The organism is Herpetosiphon giganteus, from assembly GCF_016907925.1.
Classification (GTDB): Bacteria; Chloroflexota; Chloroflexia; order Chloroflexales; family Herpetosiphonaceae; genus Herpetosiphon; species Herpetosiphon giganteus.
Map to the genome: position 1 here is coordinate 32,162 of NZ_JAFBCZ010000039.1, position 19,528 is coordinate 51,689.

The window sequence follows — 19,528 nt, forward strand, 5'->3', positions numbered from 1 at the left end:
AGCAAGCATATATGGAAGGATCGAGCAGCATGAGCGCAGCACAACTGCCAAAGGTCAGCGGCGAAGCCCTCAATCTCAGTAAATCGATGGAATTATTGGCCCAAGCAGAAGCAATTGTTCCTGGCACAACCCAATCGTTGATGAAACGGCCCGAACAATTTGCCTATGGTTCGTTTCCAGTCTTTATTGATCATGGCGCTGGCGCATTAGTGACCGACGTTGATGGCAACCAATATATCGACTACATCTGTGGTTTGGGCGCAACCACCTTGGGCCACAATCATCCAGCAGTTGTCGAAACGATTCGCAAGAATTTGGATAAAGGGCTGATTCATTCGCTGCCCACGGAAGTTGAGGTTCGCGCAACCCAAGCCTTGCTCGATATTATTCCCAACGCTGAAATGGCGCGTTTCTTCAAAACTGGCGCTGATGCAACCTCAGCAGCCGTGCGCTTGGCCCGCCACGTTACCAAACGCGAACGGATTATCACGGTTGGCTACAACGGTTGGCATGATCATTTTATGTATTACACGCCAGGCGTGCCCGCAGGCCTGAGCCAATATACCGAACAAGTATCGTTGATGGCTCCCCACGAAAAGCCCAACTTGATTGCCGCAATCAATAAACATGGCGATCAATTGGCCGCTGTTTTGCTCTCAATGCCCTACAAACACTGCTTGGACGCTGAGTATTTGAACGAAGTCAAGGCCGCATGTCATGCAGTTGGCGCATTATTTGTGCTCGACGAAGTGGTGACGGGCTTCCGATTGGCGCTCGGCGGCGCGCAAGAATTCTATGGCATTGATGCAGATTTCGTCTGTCTCTCGAAGGGTATCGCCGCAGGCATGCCACTTTCAGCGATTGCAGGCCCCAAAAAGTATCTCGAACGATTATCAGATTTGCAAGTCTCAACCACCTTTGGCGGCGAAATGCTTTCCTTGGAAGTCTGTTACGCAGTGATCAATGTTTATCGGAATACCAATTACTTTGCGCATGTTGCCCAGCTTGGCCAGCGTTTGCGCGAAGGCGTGAATGCCAAAGCCGAGGCGCTTGGGGTGGCGTTGCGGGTTTGTGGCTACGATGCAATTCCATTCTTCTCGTTTGCCCCTGATATGCCAACCCATGCTCGTTTGATGGAAGCACTGTTGGGTGCAATTGCCAAACATGGCGTGATTTTGCGCCGCGATGTTAACTTCTTGACCAGCGCCCACACAATCGAGCAAATCGACTTCACGGTCGAAGCGGTTGCCAAAGGCTTACAAGAGTTGCTTGATCGCGGCATCATCGAATCGACCAACGGCAAAGAACAAGCAGCAGGCTAGTTGATCCACGAAGCGCACGAAGCCGAGGATGAGAATAAATCGGAATATTCCTCAAAACAAATATTTGGGGGTGCAGGGGGCTGAAAACCCCCTGCGTTTCCCTCCAGCGGAGGGACGGAAGGGCGGAGAAATAAGAGCTTGACTAAATCCCCATCCCGCCGGTTACTTCTAGAATTTCGCCATTCACATAATTGGCCAAATTCGAAGCCAAAAAGACCATTGGCCCAGCAGCTTCTTCTGGCGTACCAGCCCGCCCCATCGGGTGAAACATGGTAATTCCAGCCATCAGATTTTCGGGCACGCCAAGTTTAATTTCCTGTTCGCCGCGCTGAATCGTTTCGCCCTGTTCTTTGGCAGCGGTCAAACGGGTTTCGATAAAGCCATAGCACACTGCATTAGTCTGAATATTAAAGCGGCCCCATTCCTTGGCCAAAGTTTTGGTTAAACCAACCACACCAGATTTGGCAGCTGAGTAATTGGCCTGGCCAGCATTGCCATACACGCCCGAAACCGAAGAAACATTGATAATTTTGCGTGCTTTGGCTGAGCCATGAGCCTTGATTTCGGCTTTGGCTGTATCACGCAAATAGGGAGCAGCGGCCCGAATCAGGCGAAATGGCGCTGATAAATGCACATCGAGCATCGCTTGCCATTGCGCATCATCCATCGTATGCAGCACGCCATCCCAGGTATAGCCAGCATTGTTGACCAAAATATCGAGGCCCCCAAAATGCTCCAACGTAGCAGCAATCGCTTGCGGCGCAAATTCGGCGCTGGTCACATCGCCAGCAAATGCCAGGGCTTGGCCACCAGCAGCCTTTAATTCTGCTGCCAATTGCTCCACTGGTGCAGCATCCAAATCGCACAATACCACCTGCGCACCATACTGGCTAAATAAACGGGCGGCTGCCGCGCCAATTCCACGGCCAGCTCCCGTAATCAATGCCACTTTTTCGGCCAATAACGCCATTGTCTACCTCCAAAAACAGCTAGTATCTGGCGATCATACAAGACCTTGGGATAAAATGCTATCCAAGCTGAATATTGCCCTTGGTATTACTCAGCAAGTTTGGATATAAGTGTAATGGTTCATTGGATTGGCAACCAATCACGTGCACTCACCCGCGGTCTCTCTCCCACTGGATGCAGGTTAGGGGGTGAGAGGAAATCGGTCGTTAACACGATGTACCAATATAGGTGAGCTATAGCAAAGGAGCAACAGTCATCGATTGGTTAAGCGGCTAAAAAACAATTCAGCCGCCCCAATTGGCGACTGAACGACTGCCCCACCAACCTAAAACGACGCTAGCCTACCAACGCGAAGACGTTCGTTGTTTTTGAAAACAATCGCGGCAATACACCGGACGGCCTTGCGTTGGCTTGAATGGCACAGTCGTGGTGCGACCACATTCAGCACAAACGGTATCGTACATTTCACGGGGAGCTTGGCCAGCAGCATCGCGCCGATTGCCACCACCAAAGCCAGAGCGACCACCACCAAAACTATCGCGCCCGCCATATTCGCGGCTGCGCTCCCGACCACCAAAACCACTATCTCGATCATAGCCTGAGCGACCACTTGGCTCGCTGCGTTGTTGTTTTTTGCTTTGACGACATTGAGTGCAGCGCCGTGGTTCGTTGGTAAAGCCTTTTTGTGCGTAAAACTCTTGTTCACCAGCAGTAAAAACGAAGTCATTCCCGCAATCGACACAGACGAGGGTTTTGTCGGTGAAACTCATAGGATTCCTTCCAAAAGGTAAGACCGGTTTTCGGGGTGAAAGGGTTTGGGTCAACGCAAAACTCAAGCGTGAAAGCCGATTGCGAGTGGGGCAGCAAAGCTCCATTTGAGGTCGCGACCAAAACATTCACTTGCGGCCAAGTATATCACAGCCAAAACGCATGGCAAGCCTCTTTTTTAGCCATTTCTAAGCCTTTAGAATGGGCTAAAAAGCCTATTCTACTGTTCAATTGACTAGTTCTGGAGCCAGCGATTTTTGCTATAATCAAGCAACACTCGCCACATTGTTCAAGCCGACAAAGGAGCTATCCATTGGCACGCACCGCCGACCCTCATCGCCGCCAAGCTATTCTCAGTGCCGCCCGGGAAGTGTTTATGCAGCAAGGCTACACCAAAGCCCGCATGCTCGACATTGCTGCCCGCGCTGAAATGGCCACGGGAACGCTCTATCTGTATTTTGATTCGAAGCAAACCTTGGCGATGGCGCTGGCCGATTCAGTTTTAGAGGGCTTAACTGAAGTCATTGTGCCGATCTTGGCGCTCGAATCAACCCCAACCATGATTCGCGAATGCGTCCAAACCGCAATTCGCTATTCACTGCAACACACCGATTTATTTCGCTTGCTGGGGCTGGAAGCTGGCTTGAACCTTGAGGCCGAGCAACAACAACCATCGCGCTTGCGTTTGCACGCGATTTTGGCCGAAGCGCTCGCTCAACGCATGCAGCAAGGCAGCATCTACCACTATCAACCACTGGCCTTAGCCGAAATTCTGGCCGGCTTAATCGAGTGGGTTGTAACCATGGCGATGCTGCGCGGCGAAAGCGATGTGAGCAACTACGAGCCAACCTTGTTGCAATTTATCGAGCAAGCCTTGTTGCCAGTCCAAAACCAACCTCAGCAAGCTACGACAAAGCCTGCGGTTTAGCCCATCAAGCAGCCTGAAAGTGCTACTGCACAAAAGTACGTAGGTGTGCTATCATAAGGGCCAACCACACCTCAGCCATTAGGTATACGAACCATGCGTGTATTCTTTACTCCAGCCACATGGCTGATGAAACGCCTAACGTATCCCCAAAAATTCGGTTTATTGAGTTTGGTTTTTGCCATTCCATTAACCTTTTTGCTGAGTGCAATATTAACTGATCTGCAACGTGAAATAAATTATACCCGCAGCGAATTAAATGGCACAACCTATTTGCAACCGTTGCGTGGCCTCATGCAATCGGTTGTCGAGCAACAATTATTGGCTGAACGCTATCTCGGTGGCGACCAAGCCTCATTAAGCCCACTCTTGCTCAAAAACGAGACGATTAGCCAACAACTTGAAGCATTTAAAGCCTTCGATGAGCAATATAAAGGCCGCTTTGATACCCAAACCCAAGTAACTGTGCTTTTCAATGAATGGGAACGGCTGCAAGCTCAATTGACCTTGCGCAGCGTGCCTGATAGTAATGCCGCCCACAATCGGGTATTGCAAGCGGTGCGCGCATGTATGCAGCGCATCGGCGATCAATCGGGCTTAATTCTCGATCCCAATATCGATAGTTACTACTTAATGAATGCGCTGATTGAAACCCTGCCAGCGCATCAAGCGGCAACTGCGAGCGTGGCCAGCGCCGGCGGCAATGCAATCGATCGCGGCACGATCAGCCCTGAGGAACGTAATACGCTCACGGTCGTCAATAGCCAATTGCAAGAAACTAACACCGAAATCAACTATAGTTTGGGCGTGGTATTTAACAATAACGAAGCCTTACGCCCAGTAATGGAAGAATCGGTGCGCAACTTTATTCAAGCCACCGAAGAACTCAGTTTCCAAATTCTGCTCCAAGTAGTTCGGGTTGAAACCCCAACCGTCGATCCAATAACGTTTCGCCAAGAAACCGAACGCACAATCGATAGTAGTTTTAAGCTTTGGGATGCTACCTCAACCCAGCTTGATGCGCTGCTCAATCAGCGGATTAGCCAAGCCCAAACTCGCCGCGCCTTCTTCATTAGCCTGATTGCCTTGTTGGTGTTGCTGGCAGTGTATCTCTTCCTTGGCTTCTACCGCGCGGTGATGGATACGGTGCGGGCCTTTCAACAAGCTGCTGGCAGTATGCTCACCTCGAATACGCTGAGCAACGTCAAGATTGATACTCGCGATGAATTAGGTCAAGTTGCGACTTCCTTCAATTCAATCGCCAGCGCCATGGTCGAATCGAGCAGCCAACGCCAAGCAATTGTAGACCACGCTGCCGAAGCGATTATTACCTACGATCAGCAGGGCATTATTCGCTCGGCCAATCGGGCTGCCGAACGCATTTTAGGCCGCAACGTCGATCAATTAAACATCGCCGAGGTGCTAGGGGTTGAATTGGCAAGCCTGCAGCAGCAAAGCGCAGCCGCTGAGTTTGATGTGCGCTTGCCCAACGGCGAAACCCAACCTGTCGAAATGGTGCTTGGCACGATGCAAACTGGCGAGCAACAACTCTGGATCGCCTTCCTGCGCGATATTCAGATTCGCCGCCGCACCGAGCAAGAACGCAATCAACTGCAAGCTGAAATGATTCGCGGCCACACGGCGATGCTGGCTCGCTTGAGTGCACCGTTAATTCCGCTGAGCGATACAGTGATGGTTATGCCATTGGTCGGGGCGCTTGATGGCGAGCGTTTGCAACAAATTACCAATAATCTGCTTGATGGCATTTCGAGCCAACGCGCGCGGGTTGCCCTGCTCGATATGACTGGCGTGCCAAATGTTGACCGCGAAGTTGCCAGCCGCTTGTTGCGGGCAGCCCAAGGCATTCGCTTGCTCGGCGCAAACCTCATTTTGACGGGCGTTCAGCCAGATGTAGCCCAAGCATTGATCAGCGTTGGCGGCAATCTCGATGATCTCCAAACCTACCCCACCTTGCAACAAGGCATTCGCACGGTGCTGCGCAACCACGCGTAACCTCAGCCATCCAACCCGCGTATCAGCAACGAACCTTTCTTAACGCCTTGCAAAGCGCTACAATACAGCTTGTCAGTTTAAGGAGATTAAGCTTATGCAACGCTTCTTCCGTAGTTTTCTCATCCTCATTATGCTCATCCTTGCCGCCTGTGGCGAGGAAGCCCAAGTACCTACGAGAACGAGCCAAACCAGTGGCCCAGTTGTAGGGGCAAATGATCTGCTGATTAGCATCACCTATAGCCCTGAAAAAACCAAATGGCTCGAAGAGCGCATCAGCACGTTCAACAACCAAAATGTGCAATCAAATGGCAAACGGATTGTCGTCCAAGGCACTGAGCTTTCCTCGGGCACGGCCCGCACTCAACTGCGCGCTGGCCAGCTGAAAACCACCATCTGGACTCCATCGGCCTCAACTTGGCTCGAAGTCTTGAAGAAAGAAAGCAATAATCCCAATATTGCCGAGCCAGATCCACAATCGTTGGTGTTAACGCCAGTCGTTATTTCGATGTGGAAACCAATGGCCGAAGCCATGGGCTACCCCGACAAAGAGGTTGGCTGGTCGGATATGCTAGCCTTGATTCAGGATTCCGAGGGCTGGGGCAAATTTGGCCAACAAGATTGGGGCCGCTTCTCGTGGGGCCACACCGACCCCGACATTAGCACGACCGCGCTTTCAACGGTGTTAGCCGAATTGTATGCAGCCAACAGTAAAACCAGCGATCTGACGGTTGAAGACATTAACCAAGAAAAAAGCCAACAATTTTTGCGCGATTTGGCGCAGGGCATCAAGCACTATGGCTCGAATACCTTGGTGTTCAGCCAAAACATGCAAAAATATGGCATGGCCTATATCTCGGCTTTCCCAATGGAAGAAATTACCCTGATTGACTTCAATAAGCAAGCGCCAAATGTGCCGTTGGTGGCAATTTATCCTAAAGAAGGTACGTTTATTCACGATAACCCATTTATTGTGATGAGCGATGCCAACGCCGACGAAAAAGCTGCGGCCAGCGTGTTCTACGATTTCTTGCTTACTCCCGACAGCCAAAATTTGGCGATGCAGCAAGGCTTTCGGCCAGCGAATGTTGATGTTGCATTGGCCTCGCCATTAACCCCGCAATTCGGCGTAGACCCCAATCAGCCACGCAATTCGTTGGCAACGCCACCAGCAGATGTGATTGTGGCCGCCAAAAACGCTTGGGCCAATAACCGCAAGCCAGCCAATATTATGTTAGTTGTTGATAGCTCTGGCTCGATGCGCGACGACGATAAGATGGATCAAGCCAAACTTGGCGTGGAAGTGTTTCTCAGTCGTTTGCCAAGCAAAGACAACGTCGGCATGATTGGCTTCTCATCAAGCCCAACGGTATTGGTGCCGCTCGCCACCCGCAGCGAAAATATGTCGAAGCTGCAAATGCAAACCCAAGGGCTGGTGCCCGATGGCAATACGTCGCTTTACGATGCGGTTGATCTCGCCCGTCAAGAGCTGGAAGCGCTCAAACAGCCCGACCGAATCAACGCGATTGTGGTCTTGAGCGATGGCGCTGATACCGCCAGCCAAATCTCAATCGATCAGATGTTGGGGAATTTTGGCGAATCGAGCATTCAAATTTTCCCAATTGCCTACGGCGCTGATGCAGAAAAAAGCATTTTGCAACAAATTGCCGATTTTTCACGCACCGAATTGGTCGAGGGCAGCACTGGCGATATTGATAAAATCTTCGAAAACCTCAGCCGCTACTTCTAAAAAACCAACAGCGCTGGCGTTATAAGCAACGCCAGCGCTGTTTTTAATGCCAACTAGTCGAGCTAGTAAATAAAGATAACGAAGATCAACGTAATCAGCAAGGCAGCGGCGAGTGCCGCAACCCCAAGCCAGCTGATAATGCGCGCCCAATCGCGGAAAACCCGCGATTCTTCTTCGCTAATGGTATTTTTGAAGCCTAGCAAGTGTAGAGTAAACAAATCGCGTGGCAATTCGCCTGGCTCCTCGACAATCACTGGCACGCTGGGAGTATCAGCATCGTTATCGGTATCATAGAGCTTGACCACATCGCCATCATCAAGCTGCTGGCCAAGCGCAAATTGCAACTTCGTAACTGGCACCATATGCACGATCAAGCGCGCCAGCACAATCCGCTTATCTTTGCTCACTTCGGCAATGGCTTTTTCGACCAAGCTATCGAGCTTAGGAATCAGCGCCCATTCTTTGGGAATGTTAGTCAGCATATAATTGCAAACTTCGACGGCCTCGGCCTGCAATAAACCCTCATCAACCTCGGGCAAATCGTCGTGAATGCTCCAGTTGAGCGGAATGCGCTGCCAGTTGAAGGCCTTGCGTTTGACAATCATGCCAATGCCTTGGCAATCGGGGCAGACCAAATAGCCTTTGCCTTTACAATCGCTACAGGTTTGGACTTCGTTTTCGACCACTTGGGTTGGGGTTTGAACCTTATTGCCATTGGCATCGGTGACATCAACCATCTTTTCAACGGTTTTGGTGATGGTGACGCGGCCATTGCCTTTACATTTTTGGCATAAGATATTGCCCTTGGTCGAACAACGGCCACATTGGCTGACCTGTTCTGAGCCTTTGATCCGATCGACCAAGCCTTCGGAAGCTACAAAATCGCTAAATTCTGGCAGCTTCACATCCCACACGCCCAATTCCATCTCGCCACTCATCGGCTGGCGTTCGCGGTCGGCCTCTTGTTTGATGAAGGCTTCGCCACGATGTTCATATAGCACATCGAGCTTGTAGTAATAGATATTTTGGCTTTGGATGCGATAGAAGGTGGCAAGGCGACCAAGATTGCGCCGCCGGAAGCGTTCGCCCATGCTCCAAGCTTCGAGCAAATTAACCAAATGCTCGGGCTGGCTCAAAATAGCGGCACGCCGATGGGCACGCTTGATAGGTTCCGATTTAAGCTGCGGGCCAAGGTATTCTTCGACGGCATTGGGTTCGAGACCTTCCGAACGGAAGGATGGGGAGAGATAGATCGAGTGGCGCTGCACAGAGACGCTCCCTTCACTGGTAGTCAAGGCAGGATGCTCCGAAAAAATCCGACGTAGTGCTGCGCTTGCCTCGGCTACTGTTTGATAGCGTTGAGCAGGATCGACCGCCAGCAATTTGGCAATAATTGGGTCGATGTCAGGCGAAAGACCAACTAACGTCGATATGGGTGGATACGGTTGAACATTCTGAGGGTCGGCATAATCAAGCGGTTCGGCCCACGGCAGACGGCCAGCCAACATCGCATACAAGATCAAACCAAGCCCAAAAATATCGGATTGAGCGTTGACTTCGCGTGCGCCGCGCAGATGCTCGGGCGAGAAATAGCCAGGCGTGCCCATCACCACGCGGTTGGTCGTGTTGCTATGGGCCTGTTCCCAACGGGCAATCCCAAAATCGCACAGCACAACCCGTTGCAGATCCTGATCAAACAGAATATTGCCAGGCGAAACATCGCGATGGACAATCCCTTGGCTATGCGCAAAATCCAAAGCCTCGCCAATTTGGTAAAAAACGTTGAGCGCAAGCTCGGGCGTTAGATGTTGCTGAGGCGCTGTTTCGAGCATGCGCTTTAACGAGCCGCCCATGAGTGCCGCCATCACCGTATAGGCAAACGGGCCTTGCATGCCATGATCATAAATTTCGATGATCTGCGGATGGCGCAGTTTGCTGGTAATTTCGGCTTCGCGCTGAAAACGCTCAACCAACTCTTCGGTATGATTGAGCAAAACTTTAATTGCCACTTGGCGCGGCAAGGCTCGATGTTGGCCGAGAAAAACTGCCGCAACTCCGCCTCGATCTAATTCGCGCTCAATCGTATAGTTGCCAAACGTTCGAGGTAGCACAATGCGGCTCCTGTTCAGCAGACAGCTTCAAAAACTCAATCCAAGCGCAGATTATAGCATAGCCGTCACACATGTGGGGGAGATGGGCGAAAGGATGAAGGATGAAACACCAAGTCAAAAGTCAAAAGGCAGAAAAGAACATAGAGCATAGAACAATCGAAAGGCAGAAGTCAAAAATCAAAAGTCAAAATGATCAGGCTATAGGCTTTGGGCTATGGGAACAATAATCAAAACAATCTGTGCAATCTGTGGCCAACGAAAAGGATGAAGGATGAGGGATGAAAGAGCAAAAATCAATAGCCCAAAGCCTCATTCCCCTTCGCGTTCTTCGCGTCCTTCGTGGTTTCTATCGCCAAAAGCCAAAAGCCAATAGCCGATAGCCTCATTCCCCTTCGTGGATCACTTATCGGTGCTGGTGGGCGTGGCCGTTACCGGAATCGGCGTGCCATTCGGATCGAGCCATTGACGGGTTTCGAGATTGAAGATTAAGTGCTGGGTCGGCGTGGTTTGGGTGGTGAGGTAGACCAATGGCCATGTCGCCGATTCGATCAGCAAAATGCCTTGCTTTTGCGGTGCAAGCACATCAACTGGCCGCATTTCGACATACGTCAGTTCACCACCATACCGTGAAAAGGTTATGCCTCCTTGCATCGGGTCTTCCCACAAGACCCCCGTATAGACTGTATACGATTCTTGGCGTTGCCAATCATTGACCACCCAGCAACTTTTTTTCCCCGCGACATAGATATCAGGGGCATCTTCCATCGAGTCACATCGACCCTCACTAAAGAGCGGCTCAGGGGTAAATGTGGCACCGGAGGCTAAAGCTGTAGCCCAACTCGCAGTCTCTGCATCCATGGTTGCGGCACTGGTTGGTAATACGCCGCCCGCTTCGACGGTTTGAAGATCAAAGGCTACTTCGGTTAGCGGGAAGTCGGCTGCTATCCCTGTTGCTTCCATAACTGCCAGCTGGGTTGTATGAACCTGAGTTGCCACTGCGCCAGCAGTAGCGGTGGTATCAGCGGGAGCAACGGCGCTTATAGATTGGCCACTACGCGGCTCGCTAGCTTGATTGTGGCCACAACTCAGCAGCAGCCCACTGATTAAAAGTGCGAGCAAAATCATACTGCGGAGGAATCCATGATGCACCATTTAAATCTCCTCATCTTCCATACAATGAATGTTTGTACAATTCGTGTCCTTTGTGGATCAGCATTTAACGCAGCGGCGCAGAGAGCGAAAGGATGAATTATGAGGAATGAGGGGTGAAGCCCAATAGCCTACAGCCTACAGCCTCATTCCCCTTCGCGTTCTTCGCGTCCTTCGTGGTTTCGGTTCTTCGTGCGTTTCGTGGATCACTTATCGGCGCTGGTGGGCGTGGCCGTTACCGGAATTGGCGTACCAGCACGATTGGCCCATTGGTAGGTTTCAAGATTAAACAACACTTCATATTGATCGCCCACCGAAATCACCAAATAGGGCGAGAGTTCCTGCACAATCGTTAATGCACTTGTGTTAGATGGGAGATAATAGCGATATACTAGCACGTCATTCTCAAAAACTTGTAGAAAACCATCATAAATGATCTCTGAAGATTTATCGCGAATACCATAGCCACGAACAATGAAATCCTTATTATTGGATTCCCCATGCCAACAATTCGTAATGAACATTGGTCGCCCGGGTTCATCGGTTGTGCATTCAAGGTGTTCAAACAACCGATATTCCCAGGTTGGCGAAGGAGTTACGGGTTCGAAAGTAGACATTGGAAGCATAGTACGATAGGGTTCAGCAAGGCTGGTTGCGGTCTCATCAGCAAAGCGTTGTTCTACCGCCAAATACTCAGCTTCTTTGGTTGCGCCTTCGACAACAGCAGTTTGATCAAGAATCGTCGCGGTTAGATTCGCGGTTGGGGTTGGCGATGTGGCAGTTATCATGGGCTGACTTTGGCTCAAGCGCGGATCAGGGATTTGGCTGGGGGCTGGCAAGGTTGTGCGGCCACAGGCAACCAACAACAGACTTCCAAACACAATACTATTTACGAAGATTCGGTACTTTTTCACCTACAACTCCCGCAACTCATCCAATTCAGGGCTATGCTAGCACGCAGCGAGCTGAGCGCACAATGAACGAGTGCTGATAGTAAGCTGAGAAGGCAGAGAAAGGATGAAGGATGAAGGATGAGGGATGAAGGCAAAGGACAGAAAAGAACATAGAACAGAGAGCATAGAACATTCAAAAATCGAAAATTTAACGCAGAGGCGCAGAGAAGTGAAGGCTATTGGCTGGAGGCTATGGGCTATGGGAAGCATAATCCTAAAAATCTGTGCCAATCTGTGGCAAAAAAATAATCATCATTCGGGCAATTCGTGTAATTCGTGGCTAAAAGAAACTCAATCTGTGTCAATTTGTGGCCAAAAAATAATCATCATTCGTGTTCTTCGCGTCCTTCGCGGTTTCTATAGCCAATAGCCTCCAGCCTATAGCCAAATTACACTTCGTGCGCTTCGTGGATCACTATTTTCCCATCCCCAAGTACAATACACATTTAAAATCAGCTATTGAACCGAGTCGCAAACTGCGGCATATCGGCTAGAATAGCCATGGCTTAGCACGAAAGATTGGATTATGCCTGAATTTGCCTATAACATTCGTCAATATTACCCCCAACAACGCGCTGAATTGTTGCAGGTTATCGCTCAAATTGAAACCTATCCCAACGCCGCCGAACGGGTCTTGACCAAGGCCAACCTGATTATGCTGCATTGCGATCAGGTTGATCCGCATACGGCGATGATTGTGAAGCAAGAGTTATTGGCGCTTGACGGCGATGCCTTGGTTAGCCCGCACGTCTATTTAGGCCAAAGCAGCAACCCAACCAAGCTGCTGGCGTGGGCGAATGAGCGTTCGTGGCGGGCCTTATGCGCCAAATTCCAAGCGATTCCGTTGCCAGCGCTACAGGCCTTGGCCCAACAAATTGGCGCATTGCTTGTGCATAATCAAGCCCGTGGCAGCCTCAAACTTGGCTCAACTCAATGGCATTGGGGCCAAAAAACCTTGGTGATGGGTATTGTCAATGTCACGCCCGATTCATTTTCGAATGATGGGTTGCTTGAAGCAGGCCAAAGCCAGATTCAGCAGCAAGCACTTGATTTTGCCGCTGCTGGAGCCGATATGTTGGATATTGGCGGCGAATCAACGCGGCCAGGAGCCAGCATCGTCAGCATTGAGCAAGAAATTGCGCGAGTTGTGCCAGCAATTCAGGCGATTCGCCAAGTGTGCCAGCTGCCAATTTCAATTGATAGCTACAAAGCAGAGGTTGTGGCGGCGGCGCTGGCGGCTGGCGCGAACGTCGTCAACGATATTTGGGGCTTGCGGCAGGCTGATGGCAGTTGGAATACAGCTTTGGCGCAGGTTGTGGCACAGGCTCAAGTGCCAATCATTTTGATGCACAATCGGGTCAGCACGGTTGAACAATTTGCCCATGGCACAAATTACGCCGCCAGCGACTATGGCGATATTATTGGCGAAGTGTGTGCTGAATTACGCCAAAGCATCGATTTTGCCTTGCAAAGTGGCATCGCCAATGATTTGATTTTGCTCGATCCAGGCATTGGTTTTGGCAAAAGCCCTGAGCAAAACCTCCAGGTATTACGTCAACTTAGAACAATTGCCAGCTTGGGCTACCCATTATTGGTCGGCACTAGCCGAAAATCCATGATTGGGATAACATTAAACCGACCAGTTGAGCAGCGCTTGTGGGGCACAGCCGCCACCGTTGCTTATGCAATTCAGGCAGGAGCCGATATTGTGCGCGTTCACGATGTTGCTGCGATGGTCGATGTTTGTCGAATGACCGATGCCTTAGTTCGTCACGAAGGATAACATATGCAACAAGCGCAAACTCAGCGCCAACCATCCCGACTGTTTACCATGGCTATGATTGGGCTAGCCGTGTTTGTGGTAGCAGCAATTTTGCTGATTGGGGTTGCTCAAGGTGGGCAAAATGTGATTACCTTGGCGGTTCCGGCTTTTATGGCGGGCGTTTTATCGTTTCTCTCGCCGTGTACCTTGCCAGTGCTACCAGCCTATTTTGCGTGGACATTCGGCATCAATAGTGCTGGCGAGGAGAGCGTCGCCCAAAAACGCCAGCGCACAATTATCTCGTCGTTGGCTTTCTTTGCAGGCTTGGCAACCACGATGGTTGTGCTGGGCATGGCAATTACCGCAACCAGCCAAGCCATCCGCGGCATTTCATCCAACAAAGATTTATTTGCCCAAATTGGCGGCGTTATCATCATCGTGATGGGCGTGATGAGCATCTTTGGCATTGGCTTCACCGGAGCGAATATCAAGCGTAGCTCAAGCGCCACCGTTGGCAGCGCCTATCTCTATGGCCTGACCTTTGCACTCGGCTGGACGGCGTGTATTGGCCCAATTTTGGGTGCAATTTTGACCTTGCTGATCTCAACCGGAGCTTCGATTATCGCCGGCGCAACATTAACCTTCATCTATGTGCTTGGCCTAGCTCTGCCCTTGATGATTGTTGCGACCTTCTTCAACAAGCTTGGTCAAGGCTCGAAGGGTTGGAAGATTCTGCGCGGGCGCGCTTTGGAGTTTAATATTGGCAAGCGCACAATTATTTTGCACTCCACCAGCGTCATCAGCGGCATCTTGTTAATTGCGGTTGGAATTTTGCTAGTGACAGGCCAAATGAGCACATTGAATGATATTGCGCTCGATAATCCAATTAGCAAATGGGCCAACAACGTCCAATACGATATTCAAAACTTCTTCACTGGCGAATAAGATCGTTCGCTCGCCTGCTAGCTACTTAGATCGGTGATGATCGAAATCCATTGGTTATCACCACCCTTCCGTCCCGCCTCTAGGCGGGAGACGCAGGGGGCTTTAATCCCCCTGCACCCCCTCAAGGGCAATCTGTGGCAAGCAGGAATATTCCGATGAATTTGTGAACCAGCCATGGCAAGGATCATTCGTTTGCAGGGGGTGCTGCGGTAAGTGGAAAGCGAAATTCCTGATTAAATTCATCCACGGTGAAAAATCTGCATCCAGTCATGGCTTGCGCCTCAATAGCGGCACGAACATGGTCATGGACAAAGATCAACGAGCGAAAAATCGTATCACGGAAGACGGGAGGAAGATCGCTCGGAAGCGCTGGATTCAGCTGATATGGAGTATCTCGATCAGCTCCTTTTGCGCACTGCGGATCGATGATGGATGCCGTTTCCAAGATGCGATAGACCACATAATCTTCGCTTTGGGGCAGGACATCCTTGGTGCGCTTATCACGCAACACTACGGGATAGGCTTCATGGGGCGTGTCAAACGCATTCAATATCGCCGCAAGCCGCTGGTGAATCAATAAAAAACCAGAAGCATTCCAATAGCTATCGGGCATGTTCGGCACCGAATGGACGACAAACTCCAACACTTCTGGATAGGCCAAGGGAACCAATGGATCGGCATATTGCCATGCTTTGTGAATATCCAAGGGTGGCAAATTCAAACATTCGGCAGTAAGCGTCTTCCGGCGATATTTCACCATATCTGTGTCAAAGATCGTATACATCGATGGCCTTTCTCTATCTACACATAAGCCAAAACTGGATTGAAGCGGCTAGGCCACTTAAAACAACTCATACACCACATTAATCGGGTCGCGGTCATCGTCGTCGGGAGCGATATTGACTGGCCGCACATAGCCGCGCAGATACAAATATTCGACAAATGCGCCAACTTTTTCGATGCCCAATAGCTCGTCGTAGCCCTGCAAACCGCGATACATTGAAGCACTCAGCTGCGCCACAGTTTGCGGCTGAGCCTTGAGCAAATCGCTAATGCGCTCGATTTTACGCTGATTCGAAGCAAAAATGTGCTCCAAACGCTTGGGCAAGTTTTCGATTGGCTGCTCGTGGCCACCCAAGGTCAACTCAATGCCATCAAGCCGAGCGACTTGTTGCAAGCCCCAAATATAGTGCTCCAAACCAGTGCCTGGGGTAATCATTTCGGGGGCAAGATGCGGCGCGGTGCGAGCCAAAATATGATCAGCACTGAACAACACCTCATCCAAACGCAAACACACTTGGCCAGGGCAGTGGCCAGGCGTATACACCACATCGAATAAATCGCACAGCCGATCGCCATCTTCAAAGGTTTGCTCGATTGGCGCAGTTTGAAAAGCCTCTTTATTTTGCAAATACATGCCCATTAAATGCTGATGTTGCGCGGCAGAAACCCCAGCATGGCGCAAAAAGCGGCTTAATGCCTTCGATGCGAAGAGCAGCCGCCCATCATAATTGGTAATAACCCGCCGATCGGCAATGTGGATGGCGGTTGGGGCTTGGGTAAATTGGCGCACAAACGGCAAGCCGCCAAAATGATCGATATGGGCGTGGGTCAGAATAATCTGATTAACATCGGCCAAGCTTAATCGTTCGCCCCATTGATCCTGAAGCGCAACGAAGCCCGCCAGCAGATCGCGGTTGGAATTGCCGTGGCCTGAGCCAGTATCGATCAAACAGATTGTACTATCGGCAACCACCAAATAGACATTAGCATAAAACTGCGGAAAAACCTCTACAGGCAGGCTGTAGATGCGTACACCAGCTTGGGTTTCAAAGCGTAAAACGCGCTGCTCCACAGCGGCCTCCTTATACTACTAAGGCCAATTGTACCGCACCCAAAGCGCGCTGTCTCGTGGTATGATGAACAAAGGCAATCGCACCATCAATACTAGAAATCTGAGGATTGTTATGTTGGAACTGCAAGTTGGTGTTGCAAAAGTTGGCAAGTATGCCACCCCAGAAAGCGGCGACACCCTTGAGATGATCGAGCGACCGCATGGCGGCTTTTCGTTTGTATTGGCCGATGGCCAAGGCAGTGGGCGCGGAGCCAAAACGCTGAGTAACCTTGTTACAACCAGGGCAATTTCCATGCTCAAAGATGGCGCACGCGATGGTGCTGTTGCGCGGGCAGTTCACGATTATCTGTATGCTTACCGCCATGGCCAAGTCTCAGCAACACTTAATATACTTTCAGTAGATCTTTCAGCCCGAAGTGTGTTAGTATCAAGAAATAATCCTTGTCCATTTTATGTAATCGATGAACAAGGAATGACGACCTACAACGAGCCGTCAACGCCGATTGGCTTATATTCGATGACCAAACCGGTGATCACCAAAATTACCTTGCGCCCGTATGTGTATGTTGTGGTGTTTACCGATGGCATTTTGCATGCAGGCCGGCGTTACAACGCAAGTATTGAGCTAGAAAACTATCTTGGCAATTTCAACGTTCGCCAAGGACGAACAGCCCAAGAAGTTACCGATGATGTATTAGGACGTGCAGTGGAACTCGATCAAAATCGACCGAACGACGATATGAGCGTGATCGTGATGGCCGCCTTACCGATGGAGTCGGAAAATAAAGTTCGCCGCATGACCGTCTGTTTTCCAGTAGAACGAGCCTAATTCACAGGCTTCATCGAGGCAAAGCTGGCGGTCAGCAGATACGCTGAAAGGAACCGCCGATGAGTGATCAAGCTGAAACAGTGGTCATTGTAGGGCCATGTGCCGCCGGTAAAACAACCTTACGCCAAGGCTTGGAAACCCATGGAATTCAAGCGCGGGTGATTGCCCAAGAACATTCTGGCATCCGTGGGCTTTGGCGCAAACATCAAGCAAATTATGTGATTTATCTTGATGTCGATTTACCAGCCGTCCATGAACGTGGCCGACCCACATTCCCTGCTTGGTTACACAATCAGCAGCAACAACGCTTGCAAGAAGCACGTGCTGCTGCCGATATTTATCTTGATACAACCAAACATTCGATCAACGATGTCCTGCGCCGGGTACTTTCGGTGATCAGCAATTAAACGAGCAAAACTGCCTACTCGCATCACAATGCTTGAGTAGGCAGTTTTCGGTTTTAACCAGCAAATCCAGTATAATCCTCGTATTCAGCCCCAACCGATAGCGAGGATTATAATGTTCAAACCACTCAGAAATTGGTTGCTCCAACAAGATTATCTCACCCTGATTGCTTTTATATTGATTTTCGCAATGAGTGCCTGTATGAACTTTAGCAGTGATACATGGTGGCTCTTGCGCACAGGTCAAGATATTTTTCAGCAGAAAAGCATTATTACCACCGATCTCCACAGTTGGACCAACCTCAATGCCTACTGGCCAAATCATGAATGGCTAACCCAAGTGCTGATGTATCTCGTTTATTCAATTGGTGGGCTTGGCCTAATTGTGATTGTATTTGCATTATTGGTAACGCTCACATGGCTAATTATTTATCGATTAAGCCCCAGTAGCAGCAAAATAACCCTATTGCTGATCACTTTAGGCATTATTGATAACATTAGTGCGTGGAGTATTCGGCCACAAATTATTTCATTTTTATTATTTATTAGTTTGATTGTGTTGATTCGTCAGCCAAAATTGCACTGGTGGATTGTGCCATATATGCTGATTTGGGCCAATTTACATGCAGGCTTTGTGATTGGCATCGTCTTGCTTGGTTTAGTTGGCATTGCAGCAATTATCAAACGTGAAGCAATTTTACACTGGCTGATGATTGGCATTGCAGCAGTAAGTGCAACCATGATTAATCCGCATGGCTATAAATTATGGCTTTTCACGCTTAATTCACTCGATAGCAGCACTTATAGCTTTATTGAAGAATGGCGCAGCCAAAGCCTGAGTAATATCAGCAGCTACCCATTCTTTTTATTAGTTGGTGTGATTGGACTAGTTTGGTATAAAAAACGCTATAAACCGAGCACAAGCTACGATTGGTTTTTAATGTTAGCAACGCTATTATTTGGCTTTATGGCATTTCGTTCAGTGCGCCAAAGCATCTTTTTCGATGGCCTAGCGGTTCTGTTTCTGGCGCAAATGCTCGCACCGAAGCATCCGATACCGCATAAAGCCACGAAGGCCGAGTCAATGCAATTAATCTTAGTTGGCGTTACTGGTATTATTGCAGTTGGATTAGCACTATTTGTGTGGAATCAACGCGAGCCATTGCTTTCCGATCCAATTATTGCAGCATTAGAGCAATGCCCAGGCAATATGTACAATAGCTACAATATTGGTGGCGAGCTAATTTGGTTTGCGCCACAAAAGCCTGTTTTTATTGATAACCGTTTTGATCCGTATCCCAAAGATTTTATGCAAACAAACGTAAGCATGGAACAAACGGGTGATTATCAAGCGCTGTTTAGTAAATACAATATTGGTTGTGCCATTATTGAAAACAATAGCCCGCTTGATACGGCACTGACCCGCGATGGCTGGCAACGCCAAACCAATAATCAAAGTTACAGCGTTCTGTATCAACCATAGCTGCTAGATAATTAATTGCAATCGTTGCGCACACCATATTTATATAAAAGCACAATTGATCAATCAACTGGCTTATTGAACAAGCATTGAAACAATGATCTAGAGACCATAAACACCCTTCATGAATATTGCATTCGTGAAGGGTGTTTTGCTTGATAGTTAAACAAACAACACCGCGAGGATTACTCACGGTGTTGCGTGGAATGGTACGCATCCCCCTACGTTCCCACAGCGGGTGCTGCAGTAGCCTCGGTGTGTGTCGCGTTCACGGCCTGGTTCGGGATGGAGCAGCG

Annotated in this window: 17 protein-coding genes; 10 read left to right on the forward strand and 7 right to left on the reverse strand. The window is 49.7% G+C overall.

The window, feature by feature from the left end:
* Positions 1-29: 29 nt before the first annotated feature.
* Complete coding sequence (locus JOD20_RS23695) at positions 30-1,322, forward strand: aminotransferase class III-fold pyridoxal phosphate-dependent enzyme (RefSeq protein ID WP_204757648.1); 1,293 nt, start codon at positions 30-32, stop codon at positions 1,320-1,322.
* Positions 1,323-1,464: 142 nt separating this feature from the next.
* Here the strand turns inward: JOD20_RS23695 and JOD20_RS23700 are convergent, their stop codons facing one another.
* Positions 1,465-2,292 (reverse strand): SDR family NAD(P)-dependent oxidoreductase, encoded by an 828-nt coding sequence (locus tag JOD20_RS23700; RefSeq protein WP_204757649.1) that lies wholly within the window; start codon positions 2,290-2,292, stop codon positions 1,465-1,467.
* Positions 2,293-2,632: 340 nt separating this feature from the next.
* Positions 2,633-3,061 carry a zinc-ribbon domain containing protein gene (locus tag JOD20_RS23705; protein ID WP_204757650.1) on the reverse strand — a complete coding sequence of 143 codons (429 nt, stop codon included), beginning with the start codon at positions 3,059-3,061 and terminating at the stop codon, positions 2,633-2,635.
* Between the two features lie 311 nt (positions 3,062-3,372).
* Here JOD20_RS23705 and JOD20_RS23710 point away from each other — a divergent pair, with 311 nt between their 5' ends.
* The 3 genes from JOD20_RS23710 (at position 3,373) to JOD20_RS23720 (ending at position 7,744) form a co-directional block, all read left to right on the forward strand.
* Positions 3,373-3,987 (forward strand): TetR/AcrR family transcriptional regulator, encoded by a 615-nt coding sequence (locus JOD20_RS23710; protein ID WP_204757651.1) that lies wholly within the window; start codon positions 3,373-3,375, stop codon positions 3,985-3,987.
* 93 nt (positions 3,988-4,080) lie between these two features.
* Complete coding sequence (locus tag JOD20_RS23715; protein WP_204757652.1) at positions 4,081-5,997, forward strand: PAS domain S-box protein; 1,917 nt, start codon at positions 4,081-4,083, stop codon at positions 5,995-5,997.
* A 94-nt stretch (positions 5,998-6,091) separates the two neighbouring features.
* Positions 6,092-7,744 carry a VWA domain-containing protein gene (locus tag JOD20_RS23720; RefSeq protein ID WP_204757653.1) on the forward strand — a complete coding sequence of 551 codons (1,653 nt, stop codon included), beginning with the start codon at positions 6,092-6,094 and terminating at the stop codon, positions 7,742-7,744.
* Between the two features lie 62 nt (positions 7,745-7,806).
* Here JOD20_RS23720 and JOD20_RS23725 read toward each other — a convergent pair whose 3' ends face one another.
* Entirely contained in the window at positions 7,807-9,855 is a 2,049-nt protein-coding gene (locus tag JOD20_RS23725) for a protein kinase domain-containing protein (RefSeq protein ID WP_204757654.1), read from the reverse strand.
* Between the two features lie 101 nt (positions 9,856-9,956).
* Here JOD20_RS23725 and JOD20_RS26795 point away from each other — a divergent pair, with 101 nt between their 5' ends.
* Complete coding sequence (locus JOD20_RS26795; protein WP_275580666.1) at positions 9,957-10,082, forward strand: hypothetical protein; 126 nt, start codon at positions 9,957-9,959, stop codon at positions 10,080-10,082.
* 172 nt (positions 10,083-10,254) lie between these two features.
* On the opposite strand, the gene JOD20_RS23730 is transcribed toward JOD20_RS26795, so the two are convergent.
* On the reverse strand, positions 10,255-11,007 hold the full coding sequence (locus JOD20_RS23730) for a hypothetical protein (RefSeq protein WP_204757655.1): 753 nt from the start codon (positions 11,005-11,007) through the stop codon (positions 10,255-10,257).
* Positions 11,008-11,210: 203 nt separating this feature from the next.
* Positions 11,211-11,918 carry a hypothetical protein gene (locus JOD20_RS23735; protein WP_204757656.1) on the reverse strand — a complete coding sequence of 236 codons (708 nt, stop codon included), beginning with the start codon at positions 11,916-11,918 and terminating at the stop codon, positions 11,211-11,213.
* A 565-nt stretch (positions 11,919-12,483) separates the two neighbouring features.
* Between JOD20_RS23735 and folP the strand changes: the two genes are divergently transcribed.
* Together folP and JOD20_RS23745 are read left to right on the forward strand one after the other, a co-directional pair.
* A complete protein-coding gene (gene folP / locus JOD20_RS23740; RefSeq protein WP_204757657.1) occupies positions 12,484-13,740 on the forward strand; it encodes a dihydropteroate synthase in 1,257 nt (418 codons plus the stop codon).
* 3 nt (positions 13,741-13,743) lie between these two features.
* Positions 13,744-14,664 (forward strand): cytochrome c biogenesis CcdA family protein, encoded by a 921-nt coding sequence (locus JOD20_RS23745; RefSeq protein ID WP_054534062.1) that lies wholly within the window; start codon positions 13,744-13,746, stop codon positions 14,662-14,664.
* Between the two features lie 184 nt (positions 14,665-14,848).
* Here the strand turns inward: JOD20_RS23745 and JOD20_RS23750 are convergent, their stop codons facing one another.
* Entirely contained in the window at positions 14,849-15,448 is a 600-nt protein-coding gene (locus JOD20_RS23750) for a hypothetical protein (protein WP_204757658.1), read from the reverse strand.
* A gap of 57 nt (positions 15,449-15,505) precedes the next feature.
* Positions 15,506-16,519 carry an MBL fold metallo-hydrolase gene (locus JOD20_RS23755; protein ID WP_204757659.1) on the reverse strand — a complete coding sequence of 338 codons (1,014 nt, stop codon included), beginning with the start codon at positions 16,517-16,519 and terminating at the stop codon, positions 15,506-15,508.
* A gap of 112 nt (positions 16,520-16,631) precedes the next feature.
* Between JOD20_RS23755 and JOD20_RS23760 the strand changes: the two genes are divergently transcribed.
* The 3 genes from JOD20_RS23760 to JOD20_RS23770 all read left to right on the forward strand — a co-directional run bounded on the left by JOD20_RS23760 (position 16,632) and on the right by JOD20_RS23770 (position 19,235).
* Positions 16,632-17,348, forward strand: coding sequence for a SpoIIE family protein phosphatase (locus JOD20_RS23760; RefSeq protein ID WP_204757660.1), 717 nt, complete (start codon positions 16,632-16,634; stop codon positions 17,346-17,348).
* Positions 17,349-17,407: 59 nt separating this feature from the next.
* A complete protein-coding gene (locus JOD20_RS23765) occupies positions 17,408-17,755 on the forward strand; it encodes a hypothetical protein (protein WP_054534059.1) in 348 nt (115 codons plus the stop codon).
* A 199-nt stretch (positions 17,756-17,954) separates the two neighbouring features.
* Positions 17,955-19,235: a hypothetical protein gene (locus JOD20_RS23770; RefSeq protein WP_204757661.1), complete on the forward strand. Its 1,281-nt coding sequence runs from the start codon at positions 17,955-17,957 to the stop codon at positions 19,233-19,235.
* The last annotated feature ends 293 nt before the right edge of the window (positions 19,236-19,528 follow it).